Raw genomic sequence first — 26652 nt, 5'->3', positions numbered from 1 at the left:
TTCGACGCAAATTGCTTGGGTGTTATATGGTCAAGCCTCACGGGCAATTAGTATTGGTTAGCTCAACGCCTCACAGCGCTTACACACCCAACCTATCAACGTCGTAGTCTTCGACGGCCCTTCAGGGAACTCAAGGTTCCAGTGAGATCTCATCTTGAGGCAAGTTTCCCGCTTAGATGCTTTCAGCGGTTATCTTTTCCGAACATAGCTACCCGGCAATGCCACTGGCGTGACAACCGGAACACCAGAGGTTCGTCCACTCCGGTCCTCTCGTACTAGGAGCAGCCCCTCTCAAATCTCAAACGTCCACGGCAGATAGGGACCGAACTGTCTCACGACGTTCTAAACCCAGCTCGCGTACCACTTTAAATGGCGAACAGCCATACCCTTGGGACCGGCTTCAGCCCCAGGATGTGATGAGCCGACATCGAGGTGCCAAACACCGCCGTCGATATGAACTCTTGGGCGGTATCAGCCTGTTATCCCCGGAGTACCTTTTATCCGTTGAGCGATGGCCCTTCCATACAGAACCACCGGATCACTAAGACCTACTTTCGTACCTGCTCGACGTGTCTGTCTCGCAGTCAAGCGCGCTTTTGCCTTTATACTCTACGACCGATTTCCGACCGGTCTGAGCGCACCTTCGTACTCCTCCGTTACTCTTTAGGAGGAGACCGCCCCAGTCAAACTACCCACCATACACTGTCCTCGATCCGGATAACGGACCTGAGTTAGAACCTCAAAGTTGCCAGGGTGGTATTTCAAGGATGGCTCCACGCAGACTGGCGTCCACGCTTCAAAGCCTCCCACCTATCCTACACAAGCAAATTCAAAGTCCAGTGCAAAGCTATAGTAAAGGTTCACGGGGTCTTTCCGTCTAGCCGCGGATACACTGCATCTTCACAGCGATTTCAATTTCACTGAGTCTCGGGTGGAGACAGCGCCGCCATCGTTACGCCATTCGTGCAGGTCGGAACTTACCCGACAAGGAATTTCGCTACCTTAGGACCGTTATAGTTACGGCCGCCGTTTACCGGGGCTTCGATCAAGAGCTTCGCGTTAGCTAACCCCATCAATTAACCTTCCGGCACCGGGCAGGCGTCACACCCTATACGTCCACTTTCGTGTTTGCAGAGTGCTGTGTTTTTAATAAACAGTCGCAGCGGCCTGGTATCTTCGACCGACGTGGGCTTACGCAGCAAGTGCTTCACCCTCATCGGCGCACCTTCTCCCGAAGTTACGGTGCCATTTTGCCTAGTTCCTTCACCCGAGTTCTCTCAAGCGCCTTGGTATTCTCTACCCAACCACCTGTGTCGGTTTGGGGTACGGTTCCTGGTTATCTGAAGCTTAGAAGCTTTTCTTGGAAGCATGGCATCAACCACTTCGTCACCTGAAAGGTAACTCGTCATCAGCTCTCGGCCTTGAAACCCCGGATTTACCTAAGATTTCAGCCTACCACCTTAAACTTGGACAACCAACGCCAAGCTGGCCTAGCCTTCTCCGTCCCTCCATCGCAATAACCAGAAGTACAGGAATATTAACCTGTTTTCCATCGACTACGCTTTTCAGCCTCGCCTTAGGGACCGACTAACCCTGCGTCGATTAACGTTGCGCAGGAAACCTTGGTCTTTCGGCGTGGGTGTTTTTCACACCCATTGTCGTTACTCATGTCAGCATTCGCACTTCTGATACCTCCAGCAAGCTTCTCAACTCACCTTCACAGGCTTACAGAACGCTCCTCTACCGCATCATCCGAAGATGATACCCGTAGCTTCGGTGTATGGTTTGAGCCCCGTTACATCTTCCGCGCAGGCCGACTCGACTAGTGAGCTATTACGCTTTCTTTAAAGGGTGGCTGCTTCTAAGCCAACCTCCTAGCTGTCTAAGCCTTCCCACATCGTTTCCCACTTAACCATAACTTTGGGACCTTAGCTGACGGTCTGGGTTGTTTCCCTTTTCACGACGGACGTTAGCACCCGCCGTGTGTCTCCCATGCTCGGCACTTGTAGGTATTCGGAGTTTGCATCGGTTTGGTAAGTCGGGATGACCCCCTAGCCGAAACAGTGCTCTACCCCCTACAGTGATACATGAGGCGCTACCTAAATAGCTTTCGAGGAGAACCAGCTATCTCCGAGCTTGATTAGCCTTTCACTCCGATCCACAGGTCATCCGCTAACTTTTCAACGGTAGTCGGTTCGGTCCTCCAGTCAGTGTTACCTAACCTTCAACCTGCCCATGGATAGATCGCCCGGTTTCGGGTCTATACCCAGCGACTAAACGCCCTATTAAGACTCGCTTTCGCTACGCCTCCCCTATTCGGTTAAGCTCGCCACTGAATATAAGTCGCTGACCCATTATACAAAAGGTACGCAGTCACAGAACAAAGTCTGCTCCCACTGCTTGTACGCATACGGTTTCAGGATCTATTTCACTCCCCTCTCCGGGGTTCTTTTCGCCTTTCCCTCACGGTACTAGTTCACTATCGGTCAGTCAGTAGTATTTAGCCTTGGAGGATGGTCCCCCCATATTCAGACAAAGTTTCTCGTGCTCCGTCCTACTCGATTTCATGACTAAGAGACTTTCGCGTACAGGGCTATCACCCACTATGGCCGCACTTTCCAGAGCGTTCCGCTAATCTCAAAGCCACTTAAGGGCTAGTCCCCGTTCGCTCGCCACTACTAAGGGAATCTCGGTTGATTTCTTTTCCTCAGGGTACTTAGATGTTTCAGTTCCCCTGGTTCGCCTCTTAAACCTATGTATTCAGTTTAAGATAACCAGCTTATGCTGGCTGGGTTCCCCCATTCAGAGATCTCCGGATCAAAGTCTGTTTGCCGACTCCCCGAAGCTTTTCGCAGGCTACCACGTCTTTCATCGCCTCTGACTGCCAAGGCATCCACCGTATGCGCTTCTTCACTTGACCATATAACCCCAAGCAATCTGGTTATACTATGAAGACGACATTCGCCGAAAATTCGCAAAACTCTTAAGAGTACTCACAAATTTTACCTTAGCCTGATCCGTTACCAGTGAAAGTAACGTTCAGTCTATCTTTCTATCACATACCCAAATTTTTAAAGAACGAACTAGTCAAAGACTAGAAATCAACATTCATCATCGCAGCGATGGAATGCTCATTTCTAAGCTTTACACTTCAGAAGCAGTAGTGGTGGAGCCAAACGGGATCGAACCGTTGACCTCCTGCGTGCAAGGCAGGCGCTCTCCCAGCTGAGCTATGGCCCCGTATTTCTACAGGCGTTTCCCACACAAAATTGGTGGGTCTGGGCAGATTCGAACTGCCGACCTCACCCTTATCAGGGGTGCGCTCTAACCAACTGAGCTACAGACCCAATTTCGGGCTGCTTCTTTCGTCTTCTTCAATGAATCAAGCAATTCGTGTGGGAGCTCATGGAGCAGCTGCTGTCGTCGATTAAGGAGGTGATCCAGCCGCAGGTTCCCCTACGGCTACCTTGTTACGACTTCACCCCAGTCATGAATCACACCGTGGTAACCGTCCTCCCGAAGGTTAGACTAGCTACTTCTGGTGCAACCCACTCCCATGGTGTGACGGGCGGTGTGTACAAGGCCCGGGAACGTATTCACCGCGACATTCTGATTCGCGATTACTAGCGATTCCGACTTCACGCAGTCGAGTTGCAGACTGCGATCCGGACTACGATCGGTTTTGTGGGATTAGCTCCACCTCGCGGCTTGGCAACCCTCTGTACCGACCATTGTAGCACGTGTGTAGCCCAGGCCGTAAGGGCCATGATGACTTGACGTCATCCCCACCTTCCTCCGGTTTGTCACCGGCAGTCTCCTTAGAGTGCCCACCATAACGTGCTGGTAACTAAGGACAAGGGTTGCGCTCGTTACGGGACTTAACCCAACATCTCACGACACGAGCTGACGACAGCCATGCAGCACCTGTCTCAATGTTCCCGAAGGCACCAATCCATCTCTGGAAAGCTCATTGGATGTCAAGGCCTGGTAAGGTTCTTCGCGTTGCTTCGAATTAAACCACATGCTCCACCGCTTGTGCGGGCCCCCGTCAATTCATTTGAGTTTTAACCTTGCGGCCGTACTCCCCAGGCGGTCAACTTAATGCGTTAGCTGCGCCACTAAAGACTCAAGGTCCCCAACGGCTAGTTGACATCGTTTACGGCGTGGACTACCAGGGTATCTAATCCTGTTTGCTCCCCACGCTTTCGCACCTCAGTGTCAGTATCAGTCCAGGTGGTCGCCTTCGCCACTGGTGTTCCTTCCTATATCTACGCATTTCACCGCTACACAGGAAATTCCACCACCCTCTACCATACTCTAGCTTGTCAGTTTTGAATGCAGTTCCCAGGTTGAGCCCGGGGCTTTCACATCCAACTTAACAAACCACCTACGCGCGCTTTACGCCCAGTAATTCCGATTAACGCTTGCACCCTCTGTATTACCGCGGCTGCTGGCACAGAGTTAGCCGGTGCTTATTCTGTCGGTAACGTCAAAATTGCAGAGTATTAATCTACAACCCTTCCTCCCAACTTAAAGTGCTTTACAATCCGAAGACCTTCTTCACACACGCGGCATGGCTGGATCAGGCTTTCGCCCATTGTCCAATATTCCCCACTGCTGCCTCCCGTAGGAGTCTGGACCGTGTCTCAGTTCCAGTGTGACTGATCATCCTCTCAGACCAGTTACGGATCGTCGCCTTGGTGAGCCATTACCTCACCAACTAGCTAATCCGACCTAGGCTCATCTGATAGCGCAAGGCCCGAAGGTCCCCTGCTTTCTCCCGTAGGACGTATGCGGTATTAGCGTCCGTTTCCGGACGTTATCCCCCACTACCAGGCAGATTCCTAGGCATTACTCACCCGTCCGCCGCTCTCAAGAAAAGCGAGCTTTTCTCTACCGCTCGACTTGCATGTGTTAGGCCTGCCGCCAGCGTTCAATCTGAGCCATGATCAAACTCTTCAGTTCAAACATCTTTGGGTTTTGAGAAAACCCTAAACTTGGCTCAGCAATCGTTGGTTACATCTTTGATTTCTCGCGGAGTAACTTGTGATGCTGATAATCTGTTGACTAGCAGTCTGACTCCACAAGCACCCACACGAATTGCTTGATTCAGTTGTTAAAGAGCGGTTGGTTAAGATCTTTCGTCTCAACCGAGGCGCGCATTCTACAGCGCCTGGAGTATCTGTCAAGCGGTTATTTTCAGAAGTTTTCAAAATTTCTTTTTCAACTTCAACCACTTGCGCTTCCGATCTCTCGTTAGCGGGAGGCGAATTCTACAGCGTTGTTCGCTGCTGTCAACACCTCTTTTTCTCCGCTTTCGATCGAGAAGACCGAACCGTCAATCAAGCGACAACTTGCTGCCTGACCGACTCCTTCCAGGCTTCGATAACTTGAAGCTGAACACTGTCGAAATTCGCGTAACTCGTTGTTTACCAAGGAGTTTTCCGTTTCGACTGCGCCGGAAGTGGGGCGAATTATAGACCTCCAGAATCTGTCGTCAACCCCTAATTTAGCTTTTCTATCAGAAGGCTGAAAAACGCCGCTTATATATAGACGCGCCGTGCGCGAGTGCGCAGTATATTGCGCAAACTACAATCAGCTTCGCGCTTTCTGCCTTTTGGACGATGCCTAATAATGAATGAACAACCCCGCAGCCTTGCCTCAACCCTGTTCCCGGTTGGCTTGCTGTTGATAGCCATGGCGTCGATCCAGTCCGGAGCGTCCCTGGCCAAAAGCATGTTCCCCGTTGCCGGTGCCCAAGGCACCACCACGTTGCGCCTGATCTTTGCCAGCCTGATCATGATTGCCCTGCTGCGTCCCTGGCGCGCCAAGCTCACGGCCAAGTCCCTGCGCACCGTCATCGTCTACGGCATCGCGCTGGGCGGCATGAACCTGCTCTTCTATATGTCCCTGCGCACCGTACCGCTGGGTATTGCGGTGGCACTGGAGTTCACCGGGCCATTGGCCGTCGCCATCTATTCATCACGCCGCGCCATCGACTTTCTGTGGGTGGGCCTGGCCGCGATCGGCCTGATGCTGCTGATCCCCACCGGCGCCACAACCACGAACATCGACCCACTCGGTGCGGGCTACGCGCTTGCCGCCGGCGTGTGCTGGGCGTTGTACATTCTGTTCGGCCAGAAAGCCGGCGCCGACAACGGCGTACAGACGGCCGCCCTGGGCGTGATGATCGCGGCGCTGTTCGTCACTCCTTTCGGCATCGCCCACGCGGGCGCCGCGCTGTTGACACCTTCGCTGATCCCGGTGGCGATTGCGGTCGCCCTGCTCTCCACTGCCCTGCCCTATACCCTGGAAATGGTCGCCCTCACGCGAATGCCGACCCGCACCTTTGGCACGCTGATGAGTATCGAACCGGCGATTGGCGCGCTGTCGGGCCTGCTGTTTCTTCAGGAGTACCTCACGTTTTCCCAATGGATGGCGATCCTGTGCATCATTCTGGCTTCGGTGGGCGCGACGCTGACCATGGGCAGTGCTGCCAAGCCCGCCATCGCGGCAGACTGACACGGATACGATGAAACTCTGGTATTTACCGCTCATTTAGGCCATGTTTAGCCCGCACTTAATTTCAGACATGGACTTTTCAGGATAGGGATATCAGCGACGCTTCAGCGAAAGCGATTACTGCCAGACCCGGACACGAAGATCCGGGACGCTTTAAGGACAGCAATGAAACGTATTTTGATACTGATCGCCGTGCTTGCAATTGCGGGCTGCGCGGCGACTTCGGAAACCCACACCAAACGCGGCAAGAAAGGTTTGCATATCAACTGCTCCGGGTTGTCGTCGTCGTGGGACAAGTGCTACGCCAGTGCCGCCAACTCATGCGCGCCGAAGAGCTACAAGGTCATCGCCAAATCAGGGGATGGCGTGGAGGAGCCCGGCGACTATCCGTTCGGTCTCAACCCTGCCGGCTACACCAGCCGCAGCATGATCGTCATCTGCAAATAAAGGCCTGTCGTCTGTCCGTTTCACCTTCTTGACGCCCATCCGATCCCCGGCATAACGTCCGTTGCATCAACGATCGTTCAGCGACGGGATCAAGCATGGATAACAGCAAGGTCGTATTGGTGGTGGGTGCGGGGGATGCCACGGGCGGCGCAATCGCCCGGCGATTTGCACGGGAAGGCTTCATCGCCTGCGTGACCCGGCGCAGCGCCGACAAGCTCCAGCCCCTGGTGGATGCCATCAACCTCGCCGGGGGGCAAGCCCACGGTTTTGCCTGCGATGCGCGCAAGGAAGAGGACGTGGTGGCGCTGATCGAACAGATCGAAAGCCAGATCGGCCCCATCGAAGCGTTCGTATTCAATATCGGCGCCAATGTGCCGTGCAGCATCCTCGAAGAAACCGCACGCAAATACTTCAAGATCTGGGAGATGGCCTGTTTCTCCGGTTTCCTCAATGCCCGTGAAGTCGCCCTGCGCATGGTCAAGCGCCAACGGGGCACGATCCTGTTTACCGGTGCGACGGCGGGTTTACGCGGCGCCGCCGGTTTCGCCGCCTTCGCCGGTGCCAAGCACGGCATTCGCGCCCTGGCCCAGAGCATGGCCCGCGAGCTGGGACCGATGAACATCCACGTGGCCCATGTGGTCGTCGATGGCGCCATCGACACCGATTTCATCCGCGACAACTTCCCCGAAAAGTACGCCACCAAGGATCAGGACGGCATCCTCGATCCCGAGCACATCGCCGACAACTATTGGTACCTGCACAGCCAGCCACGCGACGCGTGGACGTTCGAGCTGGACCTGCGTCCCTGGAACGAACGCTGGTAAGTCTCCCCCAACAATAACAAGGAGCGCACCGACCATGAGCAAAACCGTGGAGTTCTACTTCGACCTCGGCAGCCCTGCCACCTACCTGGCCTACACCCAGCTGCCGAAGATCTGCGCGCAGACCGACAGCCAGTTGATCTACATTCCGATGTTGCTCGGCGGTGTATTCAAGGCCACCGGCAATGCATCCCCGGCGACCATCCCGGCCAAGGGTCGCTACATGTTCCAGGACCTGGACCGCTACGCCCAGCGATATGGCGTGCCCCTAAGATACAACCCGAATTTCCCCATCAACACCCTGATGTTGATGCGCGCCGTCACCGGCATGCAACTGCGCCACCCGCAACGTTTTCAGGCGTTCATCGAGTGCCTGTTCCACGCACTCTGGGTCGAAGCGCGCAGCCTTGACGACCCGGCGACCGTCGCCGAGGTACTGACGCAGAACGGCTTCGATCCCATGCAGGTGCTGGCCTTGACCGCCGATGAGGAGGTCAAGGCTGCGCTGAAGGCCAACACCGAGCAGGCCGTGGCCCGTGGCGTGTTCGGCGCGCCGAGCATGTTCGTCGATAACCAGTTGTACTTCGGCCAGGATCGCCTGGACTTCGTCATCGAAGCCTTGCGTTAGACCTCGATGACCAACCGCCCCTGGGCTGCTCCCGACACCAACAGCTCATGGGCGGATTCGGCATTCTCCAGGGTGAAAGTGCGCGCATCCATCATGGGCTTGAGCTTGCCCGCCTCGATCAACTGCGCCGCCTGGCGAAGAATCTGCCCGTGCTGCTCACGCCCCACGCCAGTGAGCAACGGCAGCAAGGTAAACACCCCGGAATACGTTGCCCCGCGAAACGACAGCGGCGCCAGGCTGTGCTGCCCCCAGCCGAGGCAACTCACCACATGGCCGTGATAAACCCTCGCCGCCTTGAACGAAGCGTCCAGGGTTTCACCGCCCACCGTGTCATAGACGATATCAAAGCCTTCCCCGGCAGTATGTTGCGCCACATAGGCCTCAACCTCGCAGTGACGGTCGATGAAGGTCGCGCCCACCCCTTCGATGATCGCCTGGTGCCGTGCTGACCCTGTGGCGAACACCTCAGCGCCAAACGCCCGGGCGATCTGTATGGCCACGTAACCCACGCCTCCGGCCCCGCCATGAATCAACACTTTTTGACCTGCACGCACCCGCGCCCGATCCACCAACCCTTCCCACGCGGTGATCAACACCAGCGGCAACCCTGCTGCTTCACGCATGCTCAAATTGTCCGGCTTGGCAGCCAGCAGCCGCGCATCGACGGCGGCATATTCGGCCAGCGAACCTTGCGCGCCGCCAATCCCCGTGGCCATGGCATACACCTCGTCGCCCGGTTGCCAGGCGCTGACGCCCTCACCCACCGCCTCGACGATCCCCGCCAGATCCATGCCCAGAATCGCTGGCAACGGTTGGCGGGCATGGGCCGCCTGGCCGGCACGGATCTTCCCGTCCAGCGGGTTGACCCCACTGGCCTTGACGCGCACCAATACCTGCCCGGCTCGCGGCGTAGGCCGTTGCATGGACACCAAGCGTAAGGGCGCGTTGGCCGAGTCGACAATCAGAGCGCGCATTTCAAGTGTGTCAGTCATTTCGTTTATTCCCATCGGAGGTGGCTGTGGGATAAATCATCGCCGCAGCAACTCATGCCGATAAGACGCCAGATGGCTATAGTGATCATGCCCATTTGGCATGAATGAGAATCCCCGTGGACAAACTCAACGCAATGGCGATCTTCGTCCGGGTCGTCGAACGTGGCAGCTTCTCGGCGGTGGCCCGGGAGCTGCAAACCAGCCAGCCGACCATCAGCAAAGTGCTGCGCGCACTGGAGAGCGAACTGGGCGGCAAGCTGATTGCCCGCAGCACCCGCCAGCTTTCCCTGACCGATGAAGGTCAGCGGTACTACAACGAATGCCGAAACATCCTGGCGGCGGTGGACGCGGCCGAGCTCAGTTTTCACACCGGCCGCGAAAGCATCGCCGGTCATCTGCGCATCGGCTCTTCGGTGAGTTTCGGTCGTTTGCAGATCGCCCCGCGCCTGGCGACCTTCCTGCGACAGCACCCTGGCCTGACCATCGACCTGCAATTGAGCGACCAGAACCAGGACCTGATCAGCGAAGGCCTGGACGTCACCTTCCGCATCGGCGAATTGAATGACAGCGGCCTGATCGCCCGGCATCTTGGCTTCACCCACCGGGTGACCGTCGCCGCGCCCGCTTACCTGCAGCAACACGGCCAGCCGCACACACCGCAGGACTTGAGCGCGCACAACTGCCTGCAATTCAACCTGCTGAGCAGTCAGAACCTGTGGCTGTACGAAAAAGAAGGAAGGCGCCACGAAGTGCGGATCAAGGGCAACGCCCAAAGCAATAATTCGGAGGCGATTCGCGAGATGGTGTTGGCCGGAATGGGGATTGCGCTGTCGCCGGTGTGGCTGTTCAGCGAAGACCTGAAGGCAGGCCGGGTGACGGCGATTCTGTCCGACTACGTCGCGCAGTCGCTGCCGATACATGCCGTGTCCCCGGCGAATCGTCGCCAATCCGCCAGGGTCAGGGCCTTCGTCGACTACATGAGCCAGGCGCTGCAGGCAGCGCCGGAGCTCAAGCCGATCAGATAGCCGCGGTGCGCGTGTTCAACCACGCAAGGGCCGCGCCATCGACCAACGGACTCAAACGCTCACGCACCTGGGCGTGATAGTCGTTGAGCCATTGTTTTTCTTCTGCCGTCAGCAACGATGGCTCCAGGCAACGGGTGTCGATCGGGCACAGGGTCAGGGTTTCGAACTTGAGGAACTCGCCGAACTCGCTTTTCCCCGCCTCGCGGTTCAATGCCAGGTTCTCGATGCGCACACCCCAGCGACCCGGACGGTAGGTGCCCGGTTCAATGGAGGTGATCATGCCCGGCTGCATCGCGGTCTGCGGCGCGGCCACGGCCTGATAGGCAATCACTTGCGGGCCTTCGTGCACGTTGAGGAAGTAACCGACGCCGTGCCCGGTGCCGTGACCGTAGTCGACGTTGTCCGCCCAGATCGGCGCACGGGCGATGGCGTCCAGCAGTGGCGACAGGATGCCCCGCGGGAAGTGCGCACGGGACAGGGCAATCACGCCCTTGAGCACGCGGGTGCAGTCGCCCTTCTGTTCAGCGGTTGGCGTGCCGACCGGCACCATCCGCGTGATGTCCGTGGTGCCGCCCAGGTACTGGCCGCCGGAGTCGATCAGCAGCAGGCCATCGCCTTCGATCACCGCATGTTCCTGCTCGGTGGCGTGGTAGTGCGGCATGGCGCCGTTGGCGTTGTACGCGGCAATGGTGTTGAAGCTCAACGACACGTAGTCCGCGCGCCGGGCGCGGGCGGCGGTCAGGTGTTCGTCGATGGTCAGTTCGGTGATGCGCTCGCGGCCCCAGGCCGATTCCAGCCAGGCGAAGAATTCGCACAGCGCCGCGCCATCCTGCTCCATGGCCCGACGAATGTGTGCAGCATCGTCCAGGCTCTTCTGCGATTTGGCCAGGGTCGTCGGGTTCAGGCCTTCGACCAGTTTCACCCCACTGTCCAGGTTATCCAGCAGGCCAGCGGTCACGCGGGCCGGATCGACCAGCAGGCTGGCGCCACCCGGCACCGCACGGAGGGCCTCGGCCACTTCGCTGTAGTCGCGCAGGGTGATGCCGTCCTGTTCGAGCACCGCGCGCAGCTCGGCGCTGACTTTGCTCAAGGCCACGAACAGCGTTGCCTGTTGCTGGCTGATCAGTGCAAAGGAGACGAATACCGGGTTGAACGACACGTCGCCGCCGCGCAGGTTGAACAGCCAGGCGATGTCGTCGAGGGTGGCGATGAAATGCCAGTCGGCGCCGCGTGCGCTCAAGGTTTCGCGCAGGCTGGCGAGTTTTTCGCCACGGCTGACGGTGGCTTGTGGCGGCAGATGCTGGTAGATCGGCTCGTTGGGCAGCGCCGGGCGGTCGCCCCAGACCTGGTCCAGCAGATCAATGTCGGTGCGCAGGCGCGCGCCGCGTTCTTCGAGCTTGCCGCCCAGGGTCCGCGCCGACGCCACGGCCATCACCGCACCGTCCACGGCAACCACACCGCCTTCAGGGGTTTGCTCGGCCAGCCAGTCCAGCGGGCTCGGTTGACCCGGTTGCAGCTTCACCAGCTCGATGCCGCTGCCCTTGAGTTCCTTGGTCGCCTGTTCCCAATAGCGGCTGTCGGCCCAGACCCCGGCGAAATCCGGCGTGACGATCAGGGTGCCGACCGAACCGTGGAAGCCCGACAACCACTGCCGCCCCTGCCAGTAACCCGGCAGGTATTCCGACAGGTGCGGGTCGGCCGACGGCACCAGCAGGGCGTGAATGCCCTCCCGGCTCATCAGCTCGCGGGTGTGCGCCAGGCGCTCGGGCACCGATCCGTTGATCGAAGGCTGCGTACTCATCATGTCTCCTGCTAACCACTCATCATTATTGTTGAGTGCCGGTCGTTGCCGGCACTTGAGGTCACGTCGCCCAGAATGCCGGAGCACTGGCGCAGTTGGCTTTAATCAGTTGTACCGCCTGGTCGATATCCTGCTCGGTGGTGAACCGGCCCAGGCTCAAGCGCACGGTGCGGCTCGCCGAACGGGCATCGAGCCCCAGGGCCAGCAGCACGTGGGAAGGCGTATTGCTGGCGGAGTTGCAGGCCGAGGTCGCAGAAAACGCGATCGAAGTGCTCAGTGCCGCGGAATTGAACTCGCCCTCGGCGAAGGTCAGGCTCAGGGTATGGGGAATGCGCTGGGTCGGGCTGCCATTGACGCTCACGCCAGGCAGGCTCGACAAACCATCGAGCAGACGCTCGCGCAGGCGCACGATGGTGGCTTTCTCCTCGTCGAACACCTGCGCTGCCAAAGCGAAGGCCACGCCCATGGCGGCGATCTGGTGAGTCGCCAACGTCCCGGAACGCAAACCGCCCTCGTGGCCGCCGCCGTGGATCTGCGCCTGCAAGCGCTGCTGCGCCCGCGGCCCGACATACAGCGCGCCGATGCCTTTGGGGCCATAGAGTTTGTGCGCCGAAAACGACATCAGGTCCACCGGCAGTTGCGCCAGGTCGATTGCCACTTTCCCCGCGCCCTGGGCGGCGTCGACATGGAACAGCGCATCGCGGGCGCGCACCACCTCGCCGATGGCGGCGATGTCATTGACCGTGCCCAGTTCATTGTTGACCAGCATCAGCGACACCAGGAAGGTGTCCTCGCGCATCGCTTCGCTGACCGCTTGCGCGGTGATCAAGCCCTGGGCATCGGGCACCAGGTAGGTCACGGCAACGCCGTTGTCCTGCAATTGTCTGGCCGTATCGAGGATCGCCTTGTGCTCGATCTGGCTGGTGATGATATGGCCGCCGGACACGCCGCGAGCCTGGGCCACGCCCTTGAGGGCGAGATTGTTGGACTCGGTGGCGCCGGAGGTCCAGACGATTTGCGCAGCCTCGGCCCCTATCAGGTCGGCGACTTGCTGGCGCGCCCGCTCGACCGAAAGCCTGGCCTCGCGGCCAAATGCATGGGAGCTGGACGCCGGGTTGCCGAAGTTGCCGGCAAAGCCCAGACACTCGACCATCACCTGGATGACTCGCTCGTCCACCGGCGTGGTGGCGGCGTAGTCGAAATACAACGGACGTTTGTTCATATAAGACTCGCAGAGCTTGTTCCGGGATCAGGGACTGGAAACCTGTGCACCAGTCAGACCCGATCGGATGCGTTGAATGAGGACGACTTCGTTGGAAAGTGCGTTGGAACGCTCCTGGAAGCGAGCTTAACAGGCAACGGGCAAGGCGTTGAAGCAATGCGTCAGCTAAAACTTTCCAGGAACAACGGATAAAGCGACGCCACCAGCAACGCAGCCATGCCCCAGTTGAACAGGCGCAGCCAGCGGCGATCCTTGAGGACGTTGCGCAACAGCGTGCCACACGCCGCCCAGAGGCCGACACTGGGCAAATTGATCACGGCGAAGACGGCCGCAATCACGATGACGTTGGCGAAATAACCCTGCATCGGTGTGTAGGTGCTGATGGCGCCGATGGCCATGATCCAGGCCTTGGGGTTGACCCATTGAAACGCCGCAGCCCCGAGATAGCTGATTGGCTTGCCCTGCCCCGCTTCGCTGTCGGACACCGGACCGGAGTGGGCGATTTTCCAGGCCAGGTACAGCAGGTACCCCGCGCCGACATAGCGCAGCACGGTGTAGAGCAATGGATAAGTCTGGAACACCGCGCCCAGGCCGAAACCCACCGCCACCACCAACGCGAAAAAGCCGCAGGTAATGCCCAGCATATGAGGAATGGTGCGGCTGAAGCCGAAGTTCACGCCGGATGCCAGCAACATCGTGTTGTTCGGGCCGGGCGTGATCGAGGTGACAAGGGCAAACAGGGCGAAGCCCAGCAGCAGGTCAAGCGAGAGGGTCATGTGCGGCAGTCCATCAGGGTCAGTCAGGTATCGACCCTAGCGCACGCCTGCCGGGAAACCCATGGACAGTTGGGCGAAACTTCAAGCGGTACAGTCGCTCAGCTTGGACGACCATGCAGTTGCACGGCGCGTTCGGCGCTCATTTCACCCTGTTTGTCGAAACCGAAAGTCTTCTGTGGCTGGCCGAGCAGTTCGGCTTTTTTCGCGTGGTACTCGTCGAACGACAGGCCGCGACGATTCAGTGCTTCCATCGCCAATTCGCGGGTTTCTTCGGCGGTGTAGGGGCGCAGTTCAGGGGAAACATGAGTGGCGCATCCGGCGAGAACGGAAACGGCGAGCAGCATGGCGATGGCGAGTAGTTTTTTCATGATCGGGCGTCCTGGCATCTGGGTTCGGGGCAATGAACACAGGCTACTCGCGCCCCTCGACAGGCAGAAATCAACGCTTTCGATAGTGGCTATCGGCTTTTCCTAATGGCTGATCTTGCTCAACTCAAATATTCCATAGCGATCTATAAATATTTATTTATCGTATTTTGAGGAATAAGCGTAAGGCTTTATAACAATCCCTGCAGCCGCAGTCACTGTTGCCCAGGCAACTGTTCGCCAGGCAACAGCCAATCAACAAACAGTCCTGAAAATTCAACAAAGGACACTCAGCGAATCGCTGAAAGCCCCGCAGAACCTGGGCTCCATGGATTGGTACAGCTCTTGCTCAAGCCCTGTGACTACTCACTGCTCCCTGAGCAACTGTTGAAAAGGAACTGATGATGTCGCGTCCATTGAAAGTCGTCGCCGTTTCCGGCGGAACCTGGCGTCCGTCGCGCACCCTGGTGCTGACCCAGGCCCTGATCCACGAGTTGGCCGAACAACTGCCGATCGAAAGCACGCTGATCGAGCTGGGCGATATCGCCCGCCCCGTGGGCGCCGCCCTGTCGCGCCAGGAACTGGCGGCCGACGTCGAAGCGCAATTGCAGGCCATCGAAACCGCCGACCTGCTGATCGTCGCCGCGCCGGTGTATCGCGGTTCCTACCCTGGCCTGCTCAAGCACCTTTTCGACCTGATCGACCTCAACGCGCTGGTCAACACCCCGGTGCTGCTCGCCGCCACCGGTGGCAGCGAGCGCCATGCACTGGTGCTCGATCACCAGTTGCGCCCGCTGTTCAGTTTCTTCCAGGCGTTGACCCTGCCCATCGGCGTCTACGCCACCGAAGCCGATTTCGCCGATTACCAAATAACCAGTGAGCCCTTGAAGGCCCGCATTCGCCTTGCTGCAGAACGCGCCGCGCCGTTGTTCGGTGCGCACCCCAACCATCTGCTGAAAATCGCTTAAGGACCTCTCATGGATGTTTTCTGGTTTCTGCCGACCCACGGCGACGGCCATTACCTGGGCACCACCCAGGGCGCACGCCCGGTGACCCTCAACTACCTCAAACAAGTGGCGCAAGCCGCCGACAGCCTCGGTTACTACGGTGTGCTGATCCCCACCGGGCGTTCCTGCGAGGACTCCTGGGTGATCGCCTCCGCCCTGGTGCCGCTGACCGAACGCCTGCGTTACCTGGTGGCAATTCGTCCGGGGATCATCTCGCCGACCGTGTCGGCACGCATGGCGGCCACGCTCGATCGCCTGTCCGGCGGGCGTTTGCTGATCAACGTGGTGACCGGCGGTGACCCGGACGAGAACCGTGGCGACGGGATCTTCCTCGATCACGGCGAACGCTACGAAGTCACCGACGAATTCCTCAGGATCTGGCGCCGTGTGCTGCAAGGCGAAGCGGTGGATTTCGAAGGCAAGCATTTGCAGGTGCAGAACGCCAAGGCGCTGTATCCACCGGTGCAGAAACCCTACCCGCCGCTGTACTTCGGCGGCTCGTCCGATGCGGCCCACGACCTGGCCGCCGAACAGGTCGATGTCTACCTGACCTGGGGCGAACCACCGGCCGCCGTGGCGCAGAAGCTCGCCGACGTGCGTGAACGCGCGGCCCGTCACGGGCGTACGGTCAAGTTCGGCATTCGCCTGCACGTGATCGTTCGCGAGACGGCGGCAGAGGCCTGGAAAGCCGCGGACAAACTGATCGAGCACATCAGCGACGACACCATCGCGGCCGCGCAGAAGTCGTTCTCGCGGTTCGACTCCGAAGGCCAGCGACGCATGGCCGCCCTGCATGACGGCCGGCGCGACAACCTGGAGATCTCGCCCAACCTGTGGGCCGGTGTCGGCCTGGTACGCGGCGGTGCCGGCACGGCACTGGTGGGTGACCCGCAACAGGTGGCGGCGCGCATCAAGGAGTACGCAGACCTGGGGATCGAGAGCTTCATCTTCTCCGGCTACCCGCACCTTGAAGAAGCCTATCGCTTTGCCGAGCTGGTGTTCCCGCTGTTGCCCGAACCCTACGCGAGCCTGGCCGGGCGCGGAGTTACCAACCTGACCGGGCCGTTTGGCGAAATGATCGCCAATGATGTGTTGCCTGCAAAAGCCACTGCCTGACCTGCACGGTCCCTCCCTGTGGGAGCGGGCTTGCTCGCGAAGGCGGTGTATCAGTCAACACATGATTAGCTGACACACCGCCTTCGCGAGCAAGCCCGCTCCCACAGAAGAGGACGTGCTCTGTCTTCAAGAGAGGAACCCCGCGTGACTGCCAAGCCGCAAAGCGCCCTGATTTCCCCCCTGCAAACCGCCCGCCACCTGGCCGCCGAGTTTGCCCTGACGGCTGTCGAGCGCGATGAGCGCGGCGGCACGCCGAAAGCCGAACGCGATGCCTTGCGCGACAGCGGCCTGCTGGCCCTGAGCATTCCCAGCCAATATGGCGGCCTCGGCGCCAACTGGAGTGACACCCTGACCATCGTGCGCGAGTTCGCCAAGGTCGACAGCTCGATTGCCCACGTCTTCGGTTTTCACCACCTGATGCTCGCCACCGTGCGCCTGTTTTCCCGGCCCGAGCAGTGGCAACCGTGGTTCGAACAGACTGCGCGCAAGAACTGGTTCTGGGGCAATGCCCTGAATCCTCTGGACACCCGCACCGTGGTCAAGGACCTGGGTGGCTGGCGCGAGTTTTCCGGCAAGAAAAGCTTCTGCTCCGGCGCCAGTGATTCGCAGATGCTGATCGCCTCGGCGGTGGATGAAAACGCCGGCGGCAAGTTGTTGATCGCCGCCATCCCCAGCGGGCGCAGCGGCATTACCCTGCACAACGACTGGAACAACATGGGCCAGCGCCAGACCGACAGCGGCAGCGCCACGTTCGAACGGGTACGGGTCGAGGAGTCGGAGCTGCTGCTTGATCCCGGCCCTTTGAGCACACCGTTCGCCTGCCTGCGGCCATTGATCGCGCAGCTGACCTTCACCCACATGTTCCTTGGCATTGCCGAAGGCGCCTTCGAAGAAGCGCGGCAATACACCCTCACCGAGACCCGCGCCTGGCACAAGTCCAGCACCCAGGACGTGCGCCAGGACCCTTACGTGCTCGGCCACTACGGCGAATTCTGGGTCGCGCTCGAAGGCGTGCGCCTGCTGGTGGAGCGCGCTGCCGAGCTGCTCGACCAGGCCTGGGCGAAGGGCCCGGCGCTGGGTGCCGAGGAACGCGGGCACCTGGCCACGGCCATTGCCACCGCCAAGGTCGCCGCCACCCGCAACGGCCTGGAACTGTGCAGCCGGCTGTTCGAGGTGACCGGCGCCCGCTCGACCCACGCCTCGCTGCGCCTGGACCGCCACTGGCGCAACCTGCGCACCCAGACCCTGCACGACCCGGTGGATTACAAACTCCATGAACTGGGCGACTGGGCGCTGAACCAGTCACTGCCGATTCCGACTTTCTATTCATAATTTGCCTACATGGAGCGTGCCCTCATGCAACTGCTGACCTTACCGCCCTCGCCCGCTCTGGCCACGTCGATCCGCGCCACGGCCCAGGTGTTCGAAGACCCGAAATCCCAGGCATTGCTGGCGCACCTGCAACAAGTAGCGCCCAGCGAGGCCAGCGTGTTGATCATTGGCGAGACCGGCACCGGCAAGGAGCTGGTGGCGCGGCACATCCACAACCTCAGCGCCCGGCGCAATCGCCCGTTCGTGGCGGTGAACTGCGGCGCGTTCTCCGAATCACTGGTCGAAGCCGAGTTGTTCGGCCACGAGAAAGGCGCCTTCACCGGGGCCTTGAGCGCCAAGGCCGGCTGGTTCGAAGAAGCCGATGGCGGCACCTTGTTCCTCGATGAAATCGGCGATTTGCCGATGGCCATCCAGGTCAAGTTGCTGCGGGTGTTGCAGGAGCGTGAAGTGGTGCGGCTGGGCTCGCGCAAGAGCATCCCGATCAACGTGCGGGTGCTGGCGGCGACCAACGTGCAACTGGAAAAGGCCATCAACGCCGGGCATTTCCGTGAAGACCTGTACTACCGCCTCGACGTGGTCAGCCTCGAATTGAGCCCGTTGCGCGACCGCCCCGGCGACATCCTGCCGCTGACCCGGCACTTCGTCGACGCCTACAGTCAGCGCCTGGGCTACGGCAGCATCACCATCAGCAAGGAAGCCGAGCTGAAACTGCGCAGCTACAGCTGGCCGGGCAATATCCGCGAGCTGGAGAACGTCATTCACCACACCCTGCTGATCTGCCGCAACGGCGTGATCGAACGCGATGACCTGCGCCTGTCGCACATGCGCATCGAGCGCCAGGACGATGGCCACGGCCACCACCACGATTCACCGGAAGCCCTGCTGGAACGGGCCTTCCAGAAACTCTTCGAGGAACAGGCCGGTGCCCTCCACGAAAAGGTCGAGGACGCCCTGCTGCGCGCCGCCTATCGCTTCAGCCACTACAACCAGGTACACACCGCCGCGCTGCTGGGCTTGAGCCGCAACGTCACACGCACCCGCCTGATCAAGATGGGTGAATTGGCGGTGAACAAGCGCAGGCCCACGGAGAACGTACAGGGCGAGCGCTTGATGCACCTGTCGATCTAGCCCACCAGGTTGCAGTGCAACGCGTTGTCGTGGCTGCGCTCCAGGCTGTGCACCACCTGGAACGAGCCGAACGTCACGGTTTTTGCCTGGTGTTCACGGATCAGTTGCCAGAAGTCCTGCTCGCCGCTTTCAAAACTCTGGAAAGCGGCCTCCCCTGCCTCCCGCGATTGCCATTGCAGGTAATTGAGCACCCGCCGGCCGTCATCGCTGGCCTGGATGCTCGCACTCAGAAAACCGCTGTACCCCTGGGCCAGGCGTTCGGTCTGCCTGGACAACGCCGACACCAATGCCGATTGTTGATCGGGTTCGATCTCGAATTGGATCAACTGGGTGAAACTGCGATTTTTCTCTGAAGCGTGCATGAAAGATCCCCACAGATGTGTAAGGCGAATCTTGCGATCCGCAGGCCTGCAGGGTAAAACCTCTAGTTAAGTAGAGGTCAAGAGGCAATTTTCATGATCACCCCTGAGCAGGTCCACAAAGAACTCACCGTCGGCCAACTGGCCGCCCGCAGCGGCGTGGCGGTCACGGCGCTGCATTTCTACGAATCCAAGGGGCTGATCAGGAGCAATCGCAATCAGGGCAACCAGCGCCGTTACCCACGGGAAGTGTTGCGCCGGGTGGCGCTGATCAAGGTGGCGCAACGCCTGGGGATTCCGTTGGCGGAGATTGGCGCGGCGTTGCAATCGCTGCCGGACAACCGCGCGCCGACGGCGGCGGACTGGAAGACGTTGTCGGAGAAGTGGAGCCGGGAGCTGGATGAGCGGATCAACCAGTTGACCCTCCTGCGCGACAAGCTCAATGGCTGTATTGGCTGTGGGTGTTTGTCGATGGAGGCGTGCCCGTTGCGCAATATGGGGGATGTGTTGGGGGAGCTTGGGGTTGGGGCGCAGCTGTTGGAATCGGGGGCGGATTCGCAATAGGGGTGCGGCTATCGCGAGCAGGCTCGCTCCCACAGGGGATCGGGTTGAAGACAAATGTTGTGTTCACACCAACCTACTGTGGGAGCGAGCCTGCTCGCGATGACCTTCCCCCCGTCAACGAAGATCAGAACCCCGGCGCAATCTGCCCCTTGTACCGCGTCAGGATGAACTGCCGCACTTCATCGGAATTTAGCGCCTTGGCCAGTTTCTGCAAACCCGGGTCATTGATGTTGTCGGGCCGGGCCACGAGGAATTCGATGTACAGGCTCTTGCCCTTCTCGACGATCAACGCACTGTTGGTGTCGATGCCGGCCTCCAGCGCGTAGTTGGCGAAGACGAACGCCAGGTCCACCTGGCTGACCGAGCGCGCCAGCAATGCGCCTTCCAGTTCGCGGATCTTCAGGTGCTTGGGGTTGTCGATGATGTCGCGCTGGGTCGCCAGGGTGTTGCTCGGGTCCTTGAGCTTGATCAGCCCGGCTTCGTGCAGCAGCACCAGGGCGCGGCCGGTGTTTACCGGGTCGTTGGGGATCGACACGCTGGCGCCGTCCTTGAGTTCGGCGATGTTCTTGATCTTGGTCGAATAGGCACCGAACGGTTCGATGTGTACCCCGACGACCGGCACCAGATCGGTATGGCGGGTCTTGTTGTAGTCATCGAGAAACGGCCGGTACTGGTAGTAGTTGGCGTCGAGGTTCTTCAGCGCCAGTTGCTGGTTGGGCTGGATGAAGTCGGTGAACACCTTGATGTTCAGGTCCACGCCTTCCTTGGCCAGGGTCGGTTTGACGAACTCGAGGATCTCGGCGTGGGGCACCGGGGTAGCACCGACGGTGAGTTTTTCGTTGGCGTGAACGCTAAGCGACACAAGGGCGGCCAGAATGGCCAGGGTCTTTTTCATGTTGCACTCCTGGGCAGATAAAGTGGCCGTCGTGGGGTGGACGTGGGGCCTGATTGTTTTCGTTACGGTTGTTAAAACTTTTCAGCGGCGGCTGTAGCGCGCCACCAGACGGTCGCCACTCATTTGCAGGGCCTGGACGAGGATCAGCAGAAGCACCACGGTGACCACCATCACGTCGGTCTGGAAGCGTTGGTAGCCATAGCGGATCGCCAGGTCGCCGAGCCCGCCACCACCGATCACCCCGGCCATCGCCGTGTAGTCCACCAGCACGATCGCGGTCACGGTGACCGCCGCCAGCAACCCGCCCCGAGCCTCGGGCAGCAAGGTGTGCCGGATGATCTGCCAGGTGCTGCCACCCATGGCCTGGGTCGCCTCGACCACGCCGCGGTCGACTTCGCGCAAGGCGGTTTCCACCAGCCGGGCGAAGAATGGCGTGCAGCCGACCACCAGCGGCGGGATGGTCCCCGGTACGCCCAGCGAAGTGCCCACCAGCAGCGTGGTCAGGGGAATCAGCACGATCAGCAGGATGATGAACGGCAGCGAACGCAGCATGTTCACCAGCATCGACAGCAGCCGATACACCGCCGGCGCTTCGTGCAACTGGCGCTTGCCGGTGAGAAACAGCACCACGCCCAGCGGCAGCCCCAGCAGCACGGTGAACCCCAGGGCCGCGCCGAGCATGGTCAACGTGTCGAGGCAGGCCTGACCGATGTCCGCCCAATAAATGTTCTTGAACAGTTCAGCCATGATCACGACCAGTCGTGGCGTGGCGGCTTCACGCCGTTGAGCAGCCAGTTGCCGACCACGTGGTACTTCCAGCGCACCGGGTCGTGCAGCGTGTGAACCCGGGCGTTGCGCCAGTGCCGATCGAAATTGTGTTTTTTCAGGGTCGAGCGGGTGCCGCCGAGTTCGAACAACTTGTTGCTGGCTTCGATGGCGATTTCCGTGGTCAGCACCTTGGCCTTGGCCACCGCCAGGGACGCCTGGGCGACGTTGTCTTCATCGGGCGCCGAACGTGCGGCATCCAGCGCCCAGCCGGCGCGCTCCAGCAAGGCTTCGGCAGCTTCCAGGCGAATCTCCAGCGCGCCCACCTGAATGATGGTCAGCGGGTCTTCGCTGGCCTTGTCCACACCCGCGTCGATCCACGGCCGGGCGAACTCGCGGACGAAGGCGATGGTGTCGCGCAGCGCTGCGCGGGCAATGCCGGCGTCGATGGCGGCGGTGGTCAACTGCGCGAAGGGGCCGGCCAGGGTCGGGCTTTCATAGGAGCGATAGGTGGGGAACACGTTGAACGCCGGGACGTGCAGGTCTTCGGCCAGGACGGTGCCGCTGGAAGTGGTGCGTTGGCCGATGCTGTCCCAGTCGTCGACGATCACCAGCCCCGGCGTACCGCGCGGCACGAACGACAACTGGCCGTTGTGCGCTTCATCCAGGGCCAGCACCGCCAGCCAATGGGCGTAGAGCGAACCGGTGCAATAACCCTTGCGCCCGTTGATGACGTGACCGTCGCCATAACGGCGGATGGTCGCCTGGATGTCCTGCACGTTCTTGCCACCGGTCTCCGACAGGGCATTGGCAAACCGATGCCCTTGCAGCGCCAGGCCAAAGAAATGCGCCTGCTGCTCGGCCGTGCCTTGCAGGCGGATGTCTTCGAGCAGGCAATAGTGATTCTGCGGGATCTGCCCCAGGGACGGATCGGCAGCCGAGATGATCGCGATCACCTGCGCCAGCACTGCGTACGACACCTGCGCGCCGCCGTATTCCCTGGGCACGCTGATGCCCCACAGGCCGCTGTTGGAATACAGGTCGACGACCTCGGCGGGCACCTGGCGCGTGCGGTCGCGTTCGGCGTCCTGTTCCAGCAGCACGGCGGCGACGTGCCGTGCCACGCTCAGGGCTTCGGCTTCATCCAGGATGCGATGGGCGGCAGGCGGGTTGATCGGATAAACGGCAGATTCAGGCATGGGTGTCTCTCGGGATCAGTGAATACCCAGGCCATTGCAGCTTCTGTGCCTGACCGCCAGACCCCGTGTTTCCGGGCTGTTCAGGTCATTTCCCAGGGTTTACCCCATGCCCAGCCGGGCATTCTGTTGCTTCACTGTTGATGGCTGAACAGTGGCGCTACGGCCGGTCGGGCATTCAATGATCATAAGGCGCCTGGCCTATAGTGAATCGGCGAAGCAACACCTCACCAAGACAAGAACAGGGAGACGGATCATGAGCGTCAAACCCATTCCAGAGGGGTATCCCGGCATTACCCCGTACCTGGGCATCCAGAAAGCCGCCGAGGCCATCGAGTTCTACAAGAAGGCCTTCGGCGCCGTCGAGATCATGCGCCTGGCCATGCCGGACGGCGGCGTCGGCCACGCCGAGCTGCGCATCGGCGACTGCCCGATCATGCTCGGGAGCCCGTGCGACCAGGGGCCGTTGAGTAATCCGGACACTTCACCGTCCGTCGGCCTGCACCTGTATGTCAACGATGTCGACACGTCCTTCAAGCAGGCGATTGCGGCGGGCGGCACGGTGGTGTCAGAGGTCAAGGACCAGTTCTACGGTGACCGGTCCGGCACGCTGAAGGACCCGTTTGGGCATTTGTGGTTCCTGGCCACGCGCAAGGAGGACTTGAGCCAGGAGCAGATCGAGCAGAGGGCCAGGGAGATGTTTCAGCAGGGGTGACAGCCTGAAGCCAAGCCATCCCCTGCCGTGTGGGAGCGAGCCTGCTCGCGATAGCGTAGTGTCAGCCAGCCTGTCTGTAACTGTTGCACCGCTATCGCGAGCAGGCTCGCTCCCACAGGTTGTTGTTCACAGTTTTTGCCATTTGCCAGAATACGAAACATTTACTTTCATATTTACTTCGGGATTTTGAATTCTCATCCGTCTTATATAGATGTAGTCGGCTCGCGTAGGCAAAAGCCACGACCGGCTTTCCATGGACCTGACGCTGGGAAGCCCGCAGCTAACGTCCTCTCATCCCATACAAGACCCCCACCATGTCGAAGAAATCCCGTTCAAAACTCTGGTTTCTGGTCCATAGCTGGCTGGCGCTGCCGATCTGGTTTTTCGTACTGATCGTCTGTGTCACCGGCACATTGGCCGTGGTCAGCCAGGAAATCGTCTGGCTGGCCAATCCGGAAATGAGGGCGACCCAGCCGTCGGACGATGCGCCGCTGCTGACGTACGACCAGATCCTCGCCGAGATGAAGAAGGCCGAGCCGAACACGCTGGTGCAGTCCATCAGCCGTCCGGACGAATCGCACTTCGCCCTCGATGCCCGCGTCACCTACCCCGACGGTCGCAGCGTGACGGTCTACGTCAACCCATACAGCGGGGTGATCCAGGGCGTTGCACCGGAATTCAACTTCCAGGCCTTCACCCGCGCCCTGCACGGCTGGTGGCTGGTGCCTTTCACCAATGGCTACAGCTGGGGCTGGTACCTGGTGTCGTTCCTGGGCCTGCCGATGCTGGTGTCGTTGATCACCGGGCTGGTGGTGTACAAGAAGTTCTGGAAAGGCTTCCTGCGCCCGACCCTGCGCCTGCGCCACGGCGCGCGGATTTTCTGGGGGGATTTCCACCGGCTCAGCGGTATCTGGTCGATCTGGTTCATCGCGACCATTTCCGTCACCGGTACCTGGTTCATGATCGAAGCGTTCCTGTACGACAACCAGATCTCGATTTCCACCGCCCCGGTGGCACCGGTGGTGCCGCGTGAAAGCGTACCGCTGACCACCAATGGCGCGCCGGCCCCGATGATCAGCCTCGAATCGGCCATCGCCCAGGTCAAGGAGCGCATTCCCGGCCTCGACGACAGCTTCGTGCAGTTGCCCGCCAACGCCTACAGCTACCTCTCGGTGGGTGGTCGCAGCTGGTATCCGTTGATTTACCAGACCGCCGAGGTCAACCCGTACACCGGCGACGTCGCCGTGACCCGCCAACTGTCCGACCGCTCGGGCCTGGAGTTGGTGACCGAATCCATGCGTCCGCTGCACACCGGCGACTTCGGCGGGCTGTGGATCAAGCTGATCTGGTTCTTCTTCGGCCTGCTGCTGAGCATGATGGTCCTCAGCGGCCTGCTGATCTGGACCAAACGTACCGCCCTGGCCACCGCCAATGCGCTCAAGCGTGAGAAAAAACGCCCACGCAACGTCGAGACCGCCCCAGTCGCCAGCCACAACACCCCGGAGGTCAGCCAATGAGCCTGTTTACCGCTGAAAAACCGGGGTCGGCCCTGAGCCGCATCTGGCACAAATGGCGCTTCCACATCAACATCCTGCTGTTGCTGATCCCACTGGGTTTCATGCCCAAGTACTTTTCCGAAGTCGCGCTGTTTCGCGGTGACGACGGCCTCGGCCAACGGGAAGTGGGTGAAGTGCAGGTCGGGCCGTGGAGCCTGCGCCTGGCCGAGTTTCGCGATGAAGCGCCGCGCCCTGACCCGGCCGGCTACATGAAGGCCTTCAACGCCGCGCTGTGTGACACCTGCCGCGATCAGGTCAAGGCCACTTACCTGCGCATCGGCAAACCGCGCAGCCTGCGCGCCGCCGGGGTGATTTTCTTCGGCGCGCCGTATCGCATGGGGGCCATGTTGCCCATCCCGGAAAAGACCAAAATCACCGACGAACTGTGGATCACGATGGAAGGTTGGGACGGCTCGATGCACCAGGCAGCCGTTCCCCTGAGCCAGGCATCCCCGGCCACCATTGCGTGGCTGAACAAACAAGGAGGCAAACCATGATCAACGCCATTCGCCCATTTCACGCCGCCCTGCTGGTGCTGTGCGCCGGCTTCAGTGCCAGCGCCCTGGCGCACAACCCGATGTGCGAGTGCAAGGAACTCGATGCCGAGCAGATCCAGTGCACCGGCGGTTTCTCCGACGGCAGCGGTGCACCGGGGGTGACCCTGGATGTGATCGGCTACGACGAAACCATCCTGGTACCGGGCAAGCTCGGCGAAGACTCGAAACTGACCTTCAAGAAACCGAGCGCCGAGTTCTACGTGCTGTTCGACGCAGGTCCCGGCCACGTCGTCGAAATCGACCAAGCGGACATCCAGGCGCCATGAGTACACCCACCACGCAAGTCGTGCGCCCGGCCGGGGCCGGTCATGAAACCCTCAATGTGCTGCTGTTGTGCCTGCTGATCCTGGCGGTTGCCGGTTCCGTCGTCGCCTGGCGCCACGAGTCCCAGGACACCACCAGCATCACCAGCCACCAACTCGATGCCCGCCGCGATCTCAGCGCCGCCGAGCAAGGCATCTACGCAGACCTGCGGGTCACGCTGGACGAAATCCACCTGCTGCAACAGGAACAGCAAACCCTGCCGACGCCGCAAACCCTCGCCGACGAGGGTTTTGCGCCGTTCGCCCAGGACGCCAGTTCCGTCAGTCGTGGCGGCCATGTCTGGCAGTTGCTCGACACCAAGGCATACTTCGGCCACAGCCAGGCACCTGCCGTGGCCGGTTCGTTTCTGATGCGCCTGGGCGCGGATGACGCTGGCCCCGACATCTGGCTCAGCCGTGCCACCGACCTCAAGGCGCCCGCCGACCTGACTGACGCCGCGCTGGAAAGCGCCGGCTGGCAGCAGATCGTCGCGCAATTCGACGCCGGCGTGACCCGCCAGCATCGGCACTGACCCCTCGCCTTTCATCGAGAGAAGACCG

The 26652-nt window shown here is 60.4% G+C and carries 24 protein-coding genes, 2 tRNA genes and 2 rRNA genes; 15 read left to right on the top strand and 13 right to left on the bottom strand.

Features of this window, described 5'->3' with window-relative positions; all coding sequences use genetic code 11:
- Positions 1–26: 26 nt before the first annotated feature.
- The 4 genes from ABVN20_RS26845 to ABVN20_RS26830 all read right to left on the bottom strand — a co-directional run bounded on the left by ABVN20_RS26845 (position 27) and on the right by ABVN20_RS26830 (position 4965).
- Positions 27–2920 (bottom strand): 23S ribosomal RNA (locus ABVN20_RS26845).
- 244 nt (positions 2921–3164) lie between these two features.
- Positions 3165–3240, bottom strand: a tRNA-Ala gene (locus ABVN20_RS26840).
- A gap of 30 nt (positions 3241–3270) precedes the next feature.
- Positions 3271–3347 (bottom strand) — tRNA-Ile (locus tag ABVN20_RS26835).
- An 81-nt stretch (positions 3348–3428) separates the two neighbouring features.
- Positions 3429–4965 (bottom strand): 16S ribosomal RNA (locus tag ABVN20_RS26830).
- The 16S and 23S rRNA genes sit together here with 2 tRNA genes alongside, the layout of an rRNA operon.
- A gap of 669 nt (positions 4966–5634) precedes the next feature.
- Here ABVN20_RS26830 and rhtA point away from each other — a divergent pair.
- The 4 genes from rhtA to ABVN20_RS26810 all read left to right on the top strand — a co-directional run bounded on the left by rhtA (position 5635) and on the right by ABVN20_RS26810 (position 8418).
- Positions 5635–6522, top strand: a complete 888-nt coding sequence (gene rhtA / locus ABVN20_RS26825; protein ID WP_368558821.1) for a threonine/homoserine exporter RhtA — start codon at positions 5635–5637, stop codon at positions 6520–6522.
- Between the two features lie 165 nt (positions 6523–6687).
- Entirely contained in the window at positions 6688–6969 is a 282-nt protein-coding gene (locus tag ABVN20_RS26820) for a hypothetical protein (RefSeq protein WP_368558820.1), read from the top strand.
- A gap of 95 nt (positions 6970–7064) precedes the next feature.
- On the top strand, positions 7065–7793 hold the full coding sequence (locus ABVN20_RS26815) for an SDR family oxidoreductase (protein WP_368558819.1): 729 nt from the start codon (positions 7065–7067) through the stop codon (positions 7791–7793).
- Between the two features lie 34 nt (positions 7794–7827).
- A complete protein-coding gene (locus ABVN20_RS26810) occupies positions 7828–8418 on the top strand; it encodes a 2-hydroxychromene-2-carboxylate isomerase (protein ID WP_368558818.1) in 591 nt (196 codons plus the stop codon).
- Here ABVN20_RS26810 and ABVN20_RS26805 read toward each other — a convergent pair.
- The gene (locus tag ABVN20_RS26805) at positions 8415–9410 is read right to left on the bottom strand and encodes a zinc-dependent alcohol dehydrogenase family protein (RefSeq protein ID WP_368558817.1); all 996 of its coding nucleotides are present in this window, start codon (positions 9408–9410) and stop codon (positions 8415–8417) included. The genes ABVN20_RS26810 and ABVN20_RS26805 overlap by 4 nt on opposite strands.
- Positions 9411–9514: 104 nt before the next feature.
- On the opposite strand from ABVN20_RS26805, the gene ABVN20_RS26800 reads away from it, so the two are divergent.
- Complete coding sequence (locus tag ABVN20_RS26800; RefSeq protein WP_368558816.1) at positions 9515–10435, top strand: LysR family transcriptional regulator; 921 nt, start codon at positions 9515–9517, stop codon at positions 10433–10435.
- On the opposite strand, the gene ABVN20_RS26795 is transcribed toward ABVN20_RS26800, so the two are convergent.
- The 4 genes from ABVN20_RS26795 to ABVN20_RS26780 form a co-directional block, all read right to left on the bottom strand.
- The gene (locus ABVN20_RS26795) at positions 10428–12236 is read right to left on the bottom strand and encodes an aminopeptidase P family protein (RefSeq protein WP_368558815.1); all 1809 of its coding nucleotides are present in this window, start codon (positions 12234–12236) and stop codon (positions 10428–10430) included. The genes ABVN20_RS26800 and ABVN20_RS26795 overlap by 8 nt on opposite strands.
- A 61-nt stretch (positions 12237–12297) precedes the next feature.
- Positions 12298–13458, bottom strand: coding sequence for an aminotransferase class V-fold PLP-dependent enzyme (locus ABVN20_RS26790; RefSeq protein ID WP_368558814.1), 1161 nt, complete (start codon positions 13456–13458; stop codon positions 12298–12300).
- A gap of 161 nt (positions 13459–13619) precedes the next feature.
- Entirely contained in the window at positions 13620–14234 is a 615-nt protein-coding gene (locus tag ABVN20_RS26785; protein WP_368558813.1) for a LysE family translocator, read from the bottom strand.
- A 98-nt stretch (positions 14235–14332) separates the two neighbouring features.
- A complete protein-coding gene (locus tag ABVN20_RS26780; protein ID WP_368558812.1) occupies positions 14333–14602 on the bottom strand; it encodes a hypothetical protein in 270 nt (89 codons plus the stop codon).
- Between the two features lie 401 nt (positions 14603–15003).
- On the opposite strand from ABVN20_RS26780, the gene msuE reads away from it, so the two are divergent.
- The 4 genes from msuE to ABVN20_RS26760 all read left to right on the top strand — a co-directional run bounded on the left by msuE (position 15004) and on the right by ABVN20_RS26760 (position 19182).
- Positions 15004–15567, top strand: a complete 564-nt coding sequence (gene msuE / locus ABVN20_RS26775) for an FMN reductase (protein ID WP_368558811.1) — start codon at positions 15004–15006, stop codon at positions 15565–15567.
- Between the two features lie 9 nt (positions 15568–15576).
- The gene (gene ssuD, locus ABVN20_RS26770) at positions 15577–16722 is read left to right on the top strand and encodes an FMNH2-dependent alkanesulfonate monooxygenase (protein WP_368558810.1); all 1146 of its coding nucleotides are present in this window, start codon (positions 15577–15579) and stop codon (positions 16720–16722) included.
- A gap of 144 nt (positions 16723–16866) precedes the next feature.
- Positions 16867–18054 carry an acyl-CoA dehydrogenase family protein gene (locus ABVN20_RS26765; protein WP_368558809.1) on the top strand — a complete coding sequence of 396 codons (1188 nt, stop codon included), beginning with the start codon at positions 16867–16869 and terminating at the stop codon, positions 18052–18054.
- Between the two features lie 24 nt (positions 18055–18078).
- The gene (locus ABVN20_RS26760; protein WP_368558808.1) at positions 18079–19182 is read left to right on the top strand and encodes a sigma-54 interaction domain-containing protein; all 1104 of its coding nucleotides are present in this window, start codon (positions 18079–18081) and stop codon (positions 19180–19182) included.
- On the opposite strand, the gene ABVN20_RS26755 is transcribed toward ABVN20_RS26760, so the two are convergent.
- Positions 19179–19544, bottom strand: a complete 366-nt coding sequence (locus tag ABVN20_RS26755; protein ID WP_368558807.1) for an antibiotic biosynthesis monooxygenase — start codon at positions 19542–19544, stop codon at positions 19179–19181. The genes ABVN20_RS26760 and ABVN20_RS26755 overlap by 4 nt on opposite strands.
- 93 nt (positions 19545–19637) lie before the next feature.
- Between ABVN20_RS26755 and soxR the strand changes: the two genes are divergently transcribed.
- On the top strand, positions 19638–20105 hold the full coding sequence (soxR, locus tag ABVN20_RS26750; protein WP_368558806.1) for a redox-sensitive transcriptional activator SoxR: 468 nt from the start codon (positions 19638–19640) through the stop codon (positions 20103–20105).
- Between the two features lie 124 nt (positions 20106–20229).
- On the opposite strand, the gene ABVN20_RS26745 is transcribed toward soxR, so the two are convergent.
- The 3 genes from ABVN20_RS26745 to ABVN20_RS26735 all read right to left on the bottom strand — a co-directional run bounded on the left by ABVN20_RS26745 (position 20230) and on the right by ABVN20_RS26735 (position 22964).
- Positions 20230–21000: a MetQ/NlpA family ABC transporter substrate-binding protein gene (locus ABVN20_RS26745; protein ID WP_368558805.1), complete on the bottom strand. Its 771-nt coding sequence runs from the start codon at positions 20998–21000 to the stop codon at positions 20230–20232.
- Between the two features lie 81 nt (positions 21001–21081).
- Positions 21082–21747 (bottom strand): methionine ABC transporter permease, encoded by a 666-nt coding sequence (locus tag ABVN20_RS26740; protein WP_368558804.1) that lies wholly within the window; start codon positions 21745–21747, stop codon positions 21082–21084.
- A gap of 2 nt (positions 21748–21749) precedes the next feature.
- Positions 21750–22964 (bottom strand): SfnB family sulfur acquisition oxidoreductase, encoded by a 1215-nt coding sequence (locus ABVN20_RS26735; RefSeq protein ID WP_368558803.1) that lies wholly within the window; start codon positions 22962–22964, stop codon positions 21750–21752.
- A gap of 253 nt (positions 22965–23217) precedes the next feature.
- On the opposite strand from ABVN20_RS26735, the gene ABVN20_RS26730 reads away from it, so the two are divergent.
- From ABVN20_RS26730 to ABVN20_RS26710, 5 genes are all read left to right on the top strand, one after another.
- On the top strand, positions 23218–23676 hold the full coding sequence (locus ABVN20_RS26730; RefSeq protein WP_368558802.1) for a VOC family protein: 459 nt from the start codon (positions 23218–23220) through the stop codon (positions 23674–23676).
- Positions 23677–23990: 314 nt separating this feature from the next.
- Positions 23991–25193, top strand: coding sequence for a PepSY-associated TM helix domain-containing protein (locus tag ABVN20_RS26725; RefSeq protein ID WP_368558801.1), 1203 nt, complete (start codon positions 23991–23993; stop codon positions 25191–25193).
- Positions 25190–25729: a thiamine pyrophosphate-binding protein gene (locus ABVN20_RS26720; protein WP_368558800.1), complete on the top strand. Its 540-nt coding sequence runs from the start codon at positions 25190–25192 to the stop codon at positions 25727–25729. The genes ABVN20_RS26725 and ABVN20_RS26720 overlap by 4 nt, the downstream gene beginning before the upstream one ends.
- A complete protein-coding gene (locus tag ABVN20_RS26715) occupies positions 25726–26055 on the top strand; it encodes a hypothetical protein (RefSeq protein ID WP_368558799.1) in 330 nt (109 codons plus the stop codon). Before ABVN20_RS26720 ends, ABVN20_RS26715 begins: the two co-directional genes overlap by 4 nt.
- On the top strand, positions 26052–26624 hold the full coding sequence (locus ABVN20_RS26710; protein ID WP_368558798.1) for a DUF6162 family protein: 573 nt from the start codon (positions 26052–26054) through the stop codon (positions 26622–26624). The genes ABVN20_RS26715 and ABVN20_RS26710 overlap by 4 nt, the downstream gene beginning before the upstream one ends.
- Positions 26625–26652 lie beyond the last annotated feature (28 nt).

Origin of the sequence: Pseudomonas sp. MYb118 (assembly GCF_040947875.1) — a bacterium.
Lineage (GTDB): Bacteria > Pseudomonadota > Gammaproteobacteria > Pseudomonadales > Pseudomonadaceae > Aquipseudomonas.
Note: the sequence above shows the minus strand (reverse complement) of the source record. Positions and strands in the feature narration are given on the sequence as shown.

Bases quoted from the DNA above. Each gene is read 5' to 3' on its own strand.
- rhtA (WP_368558821.1), top strand. From the start codon at position 5,635: ATGAATGAACAACCCCGCAGCCTTGCCTCAACCCTGTTCCCGGTTGGC.
- ABVN20_RS26820 (WP_368558820.1), top strand. From the start codon at position 6,688: ATGAAACGTATTTTGATACTGATCGCCGTGCTTGCAATTGCGGGCTGC.
- ABVN20_RS26815 (WP_368558819.1), top strand. From the start codon at position 7,065: ATGGATAACAGCAAGGTCGTATTGGTGGTGGGTGCGGGGGATGCCACG.
- ABVN20_RS26810 (WP_368558818.1), top strand. From the start codon at position 7,828: ATGAGCAAAACCGTGGAGTTCTACTTCGACCTCGGCAGCCCTGCCACC.
- ABVN20_RS26805 (WP_368558817.1), bottom strand. From the start codon at position 9,410: ATGACTGACACACTTGAAATGCGCGCTCTGATTGTCGACTCGGCCAAC.
- ABVN20_RS26800 (WP_368558816.1), top strand. From the start codon at position 9,515: ATGAGAATCCCCGTGGACAAACTCAACGCAATGGCGATCTTCGTCCGG.
- ABVN20_RS26795 (WP_368558815.1), bottom strand. From the start codon at position 12,236: ATGAGTACGCAGCCTTCGATCAACGGATCGGTGCCCGAGCGCCTGGCG.
- ABVN20_RS26790 (WP_368558814.1), bottom strand. From the start codon at position 13,458: ATGAACAAACGTCCGTTGTATTTCGACTACGCCGCCACCACGCCGGTG.
- ABVN20_RS26785 (WP_368558813.1), bottom strand. From the start codon at position 14,234: ATGACCCTCTCGCTTGACCTGCTGCTGGGCTTCGCCCTGTTTGCCCTT.
- ABVN20_RS26780 (WP_368558812.1), bottom strand. From the start codon at position 14,602: ATGAAAAAACTACTCGCCATCGCCATGCTGCTCGCCGTTTCCGTTCTC.
- msuE (WP_368558811.1), top strand. From the start codon at position 15,004: ATGTCGCGTCCATTGAAAGTCGTCGCCGTTTCCGGCGGAACCTGGCGT.
- ssuD (WP_368558810.1), top strand. From the start codon at position 15,577: ATGGATGTTTTCTGGTTTCTGCCGACCCACGGCGACGGCCATTACCTG.
- ABVN20_RS26760 (WP_368558808.1), top strand. From the start codon at position 18,079: ATGCAACTGCTGACCTTACCGCCCTCGCCCGCTCTGGCCACGTCGATC.
- ABVN20_RS26755 (WP_368558807.1), bottom strand. From the start codon at position 19,544: ATGCACGCTTCAGAGAAAAATCGCAGTTTCACCCAGTTGATCCAATTC.
- soxR (WP_368558806.1), top strand. From the start codon at position 19,638: ATGATCACCCCTGAGCAGGTCCACAAAGAACTCACCGTCGGCCAACTG.
- ABVN20_RS26745 (WP_368558805.1), bottom strand. From the start codon at position 21,000: ATGAAAAAGACCCTGGCCATTCTGGCCGCCCTTGTGTCGCTTAGCGTT.
- ABVN20_RS26740 (WP_368558804.1), bottom strand. From the start codon at position 21,747: ATGGCTGAACTGTTCAAGAACATTTATTGGGCGGACATCGGTCAGGCC.
- ABVN20_RS26735 (WP_368558803.1), bottom strand. From the start codon at position 22,964: ATGCCTGAATCTGCCGTTTATCCGATCAACCCGCCTGCCGCCCATCGC.
- ABVN20_RS26730 (WP_368558802.1), top strand. From the start codon at position 23,218: ATGAGCGTCAAACCCATTCCAGAGGGGTATCCCGGCATTACCCCGTAC.
- ABVN20_RS26725 (WP_368558801.1), top strand. From the start codon at position 23,991: ATGTCGAAGAAATCCCGTTCAAAACTCTGGTTTCTGGTCCATAGCTGG.
- ABVN20_RS26720 (WP_368558800.1), top strand. From the start codon at position 25,190: ATGAGCCTGTTTACCGCTGAAAAACCGGGGTCGGCCCTGAGCCGCATC.
- ABVN20_RS26715 (WP_368558799.1), top strand. From the start codon at position 25,726: ATGATCAACGCCATTCGCCCATTTCACGCCGCCCTGCTGGTGCTGTGC.
- ABVN20_RS26710 (WP_368558798.1), top strand. From the start codon at position 26,052: ATGAGTACACCCACCACGCAAGTCGTGCGCCCGGCCGGGGCCGGTCAT.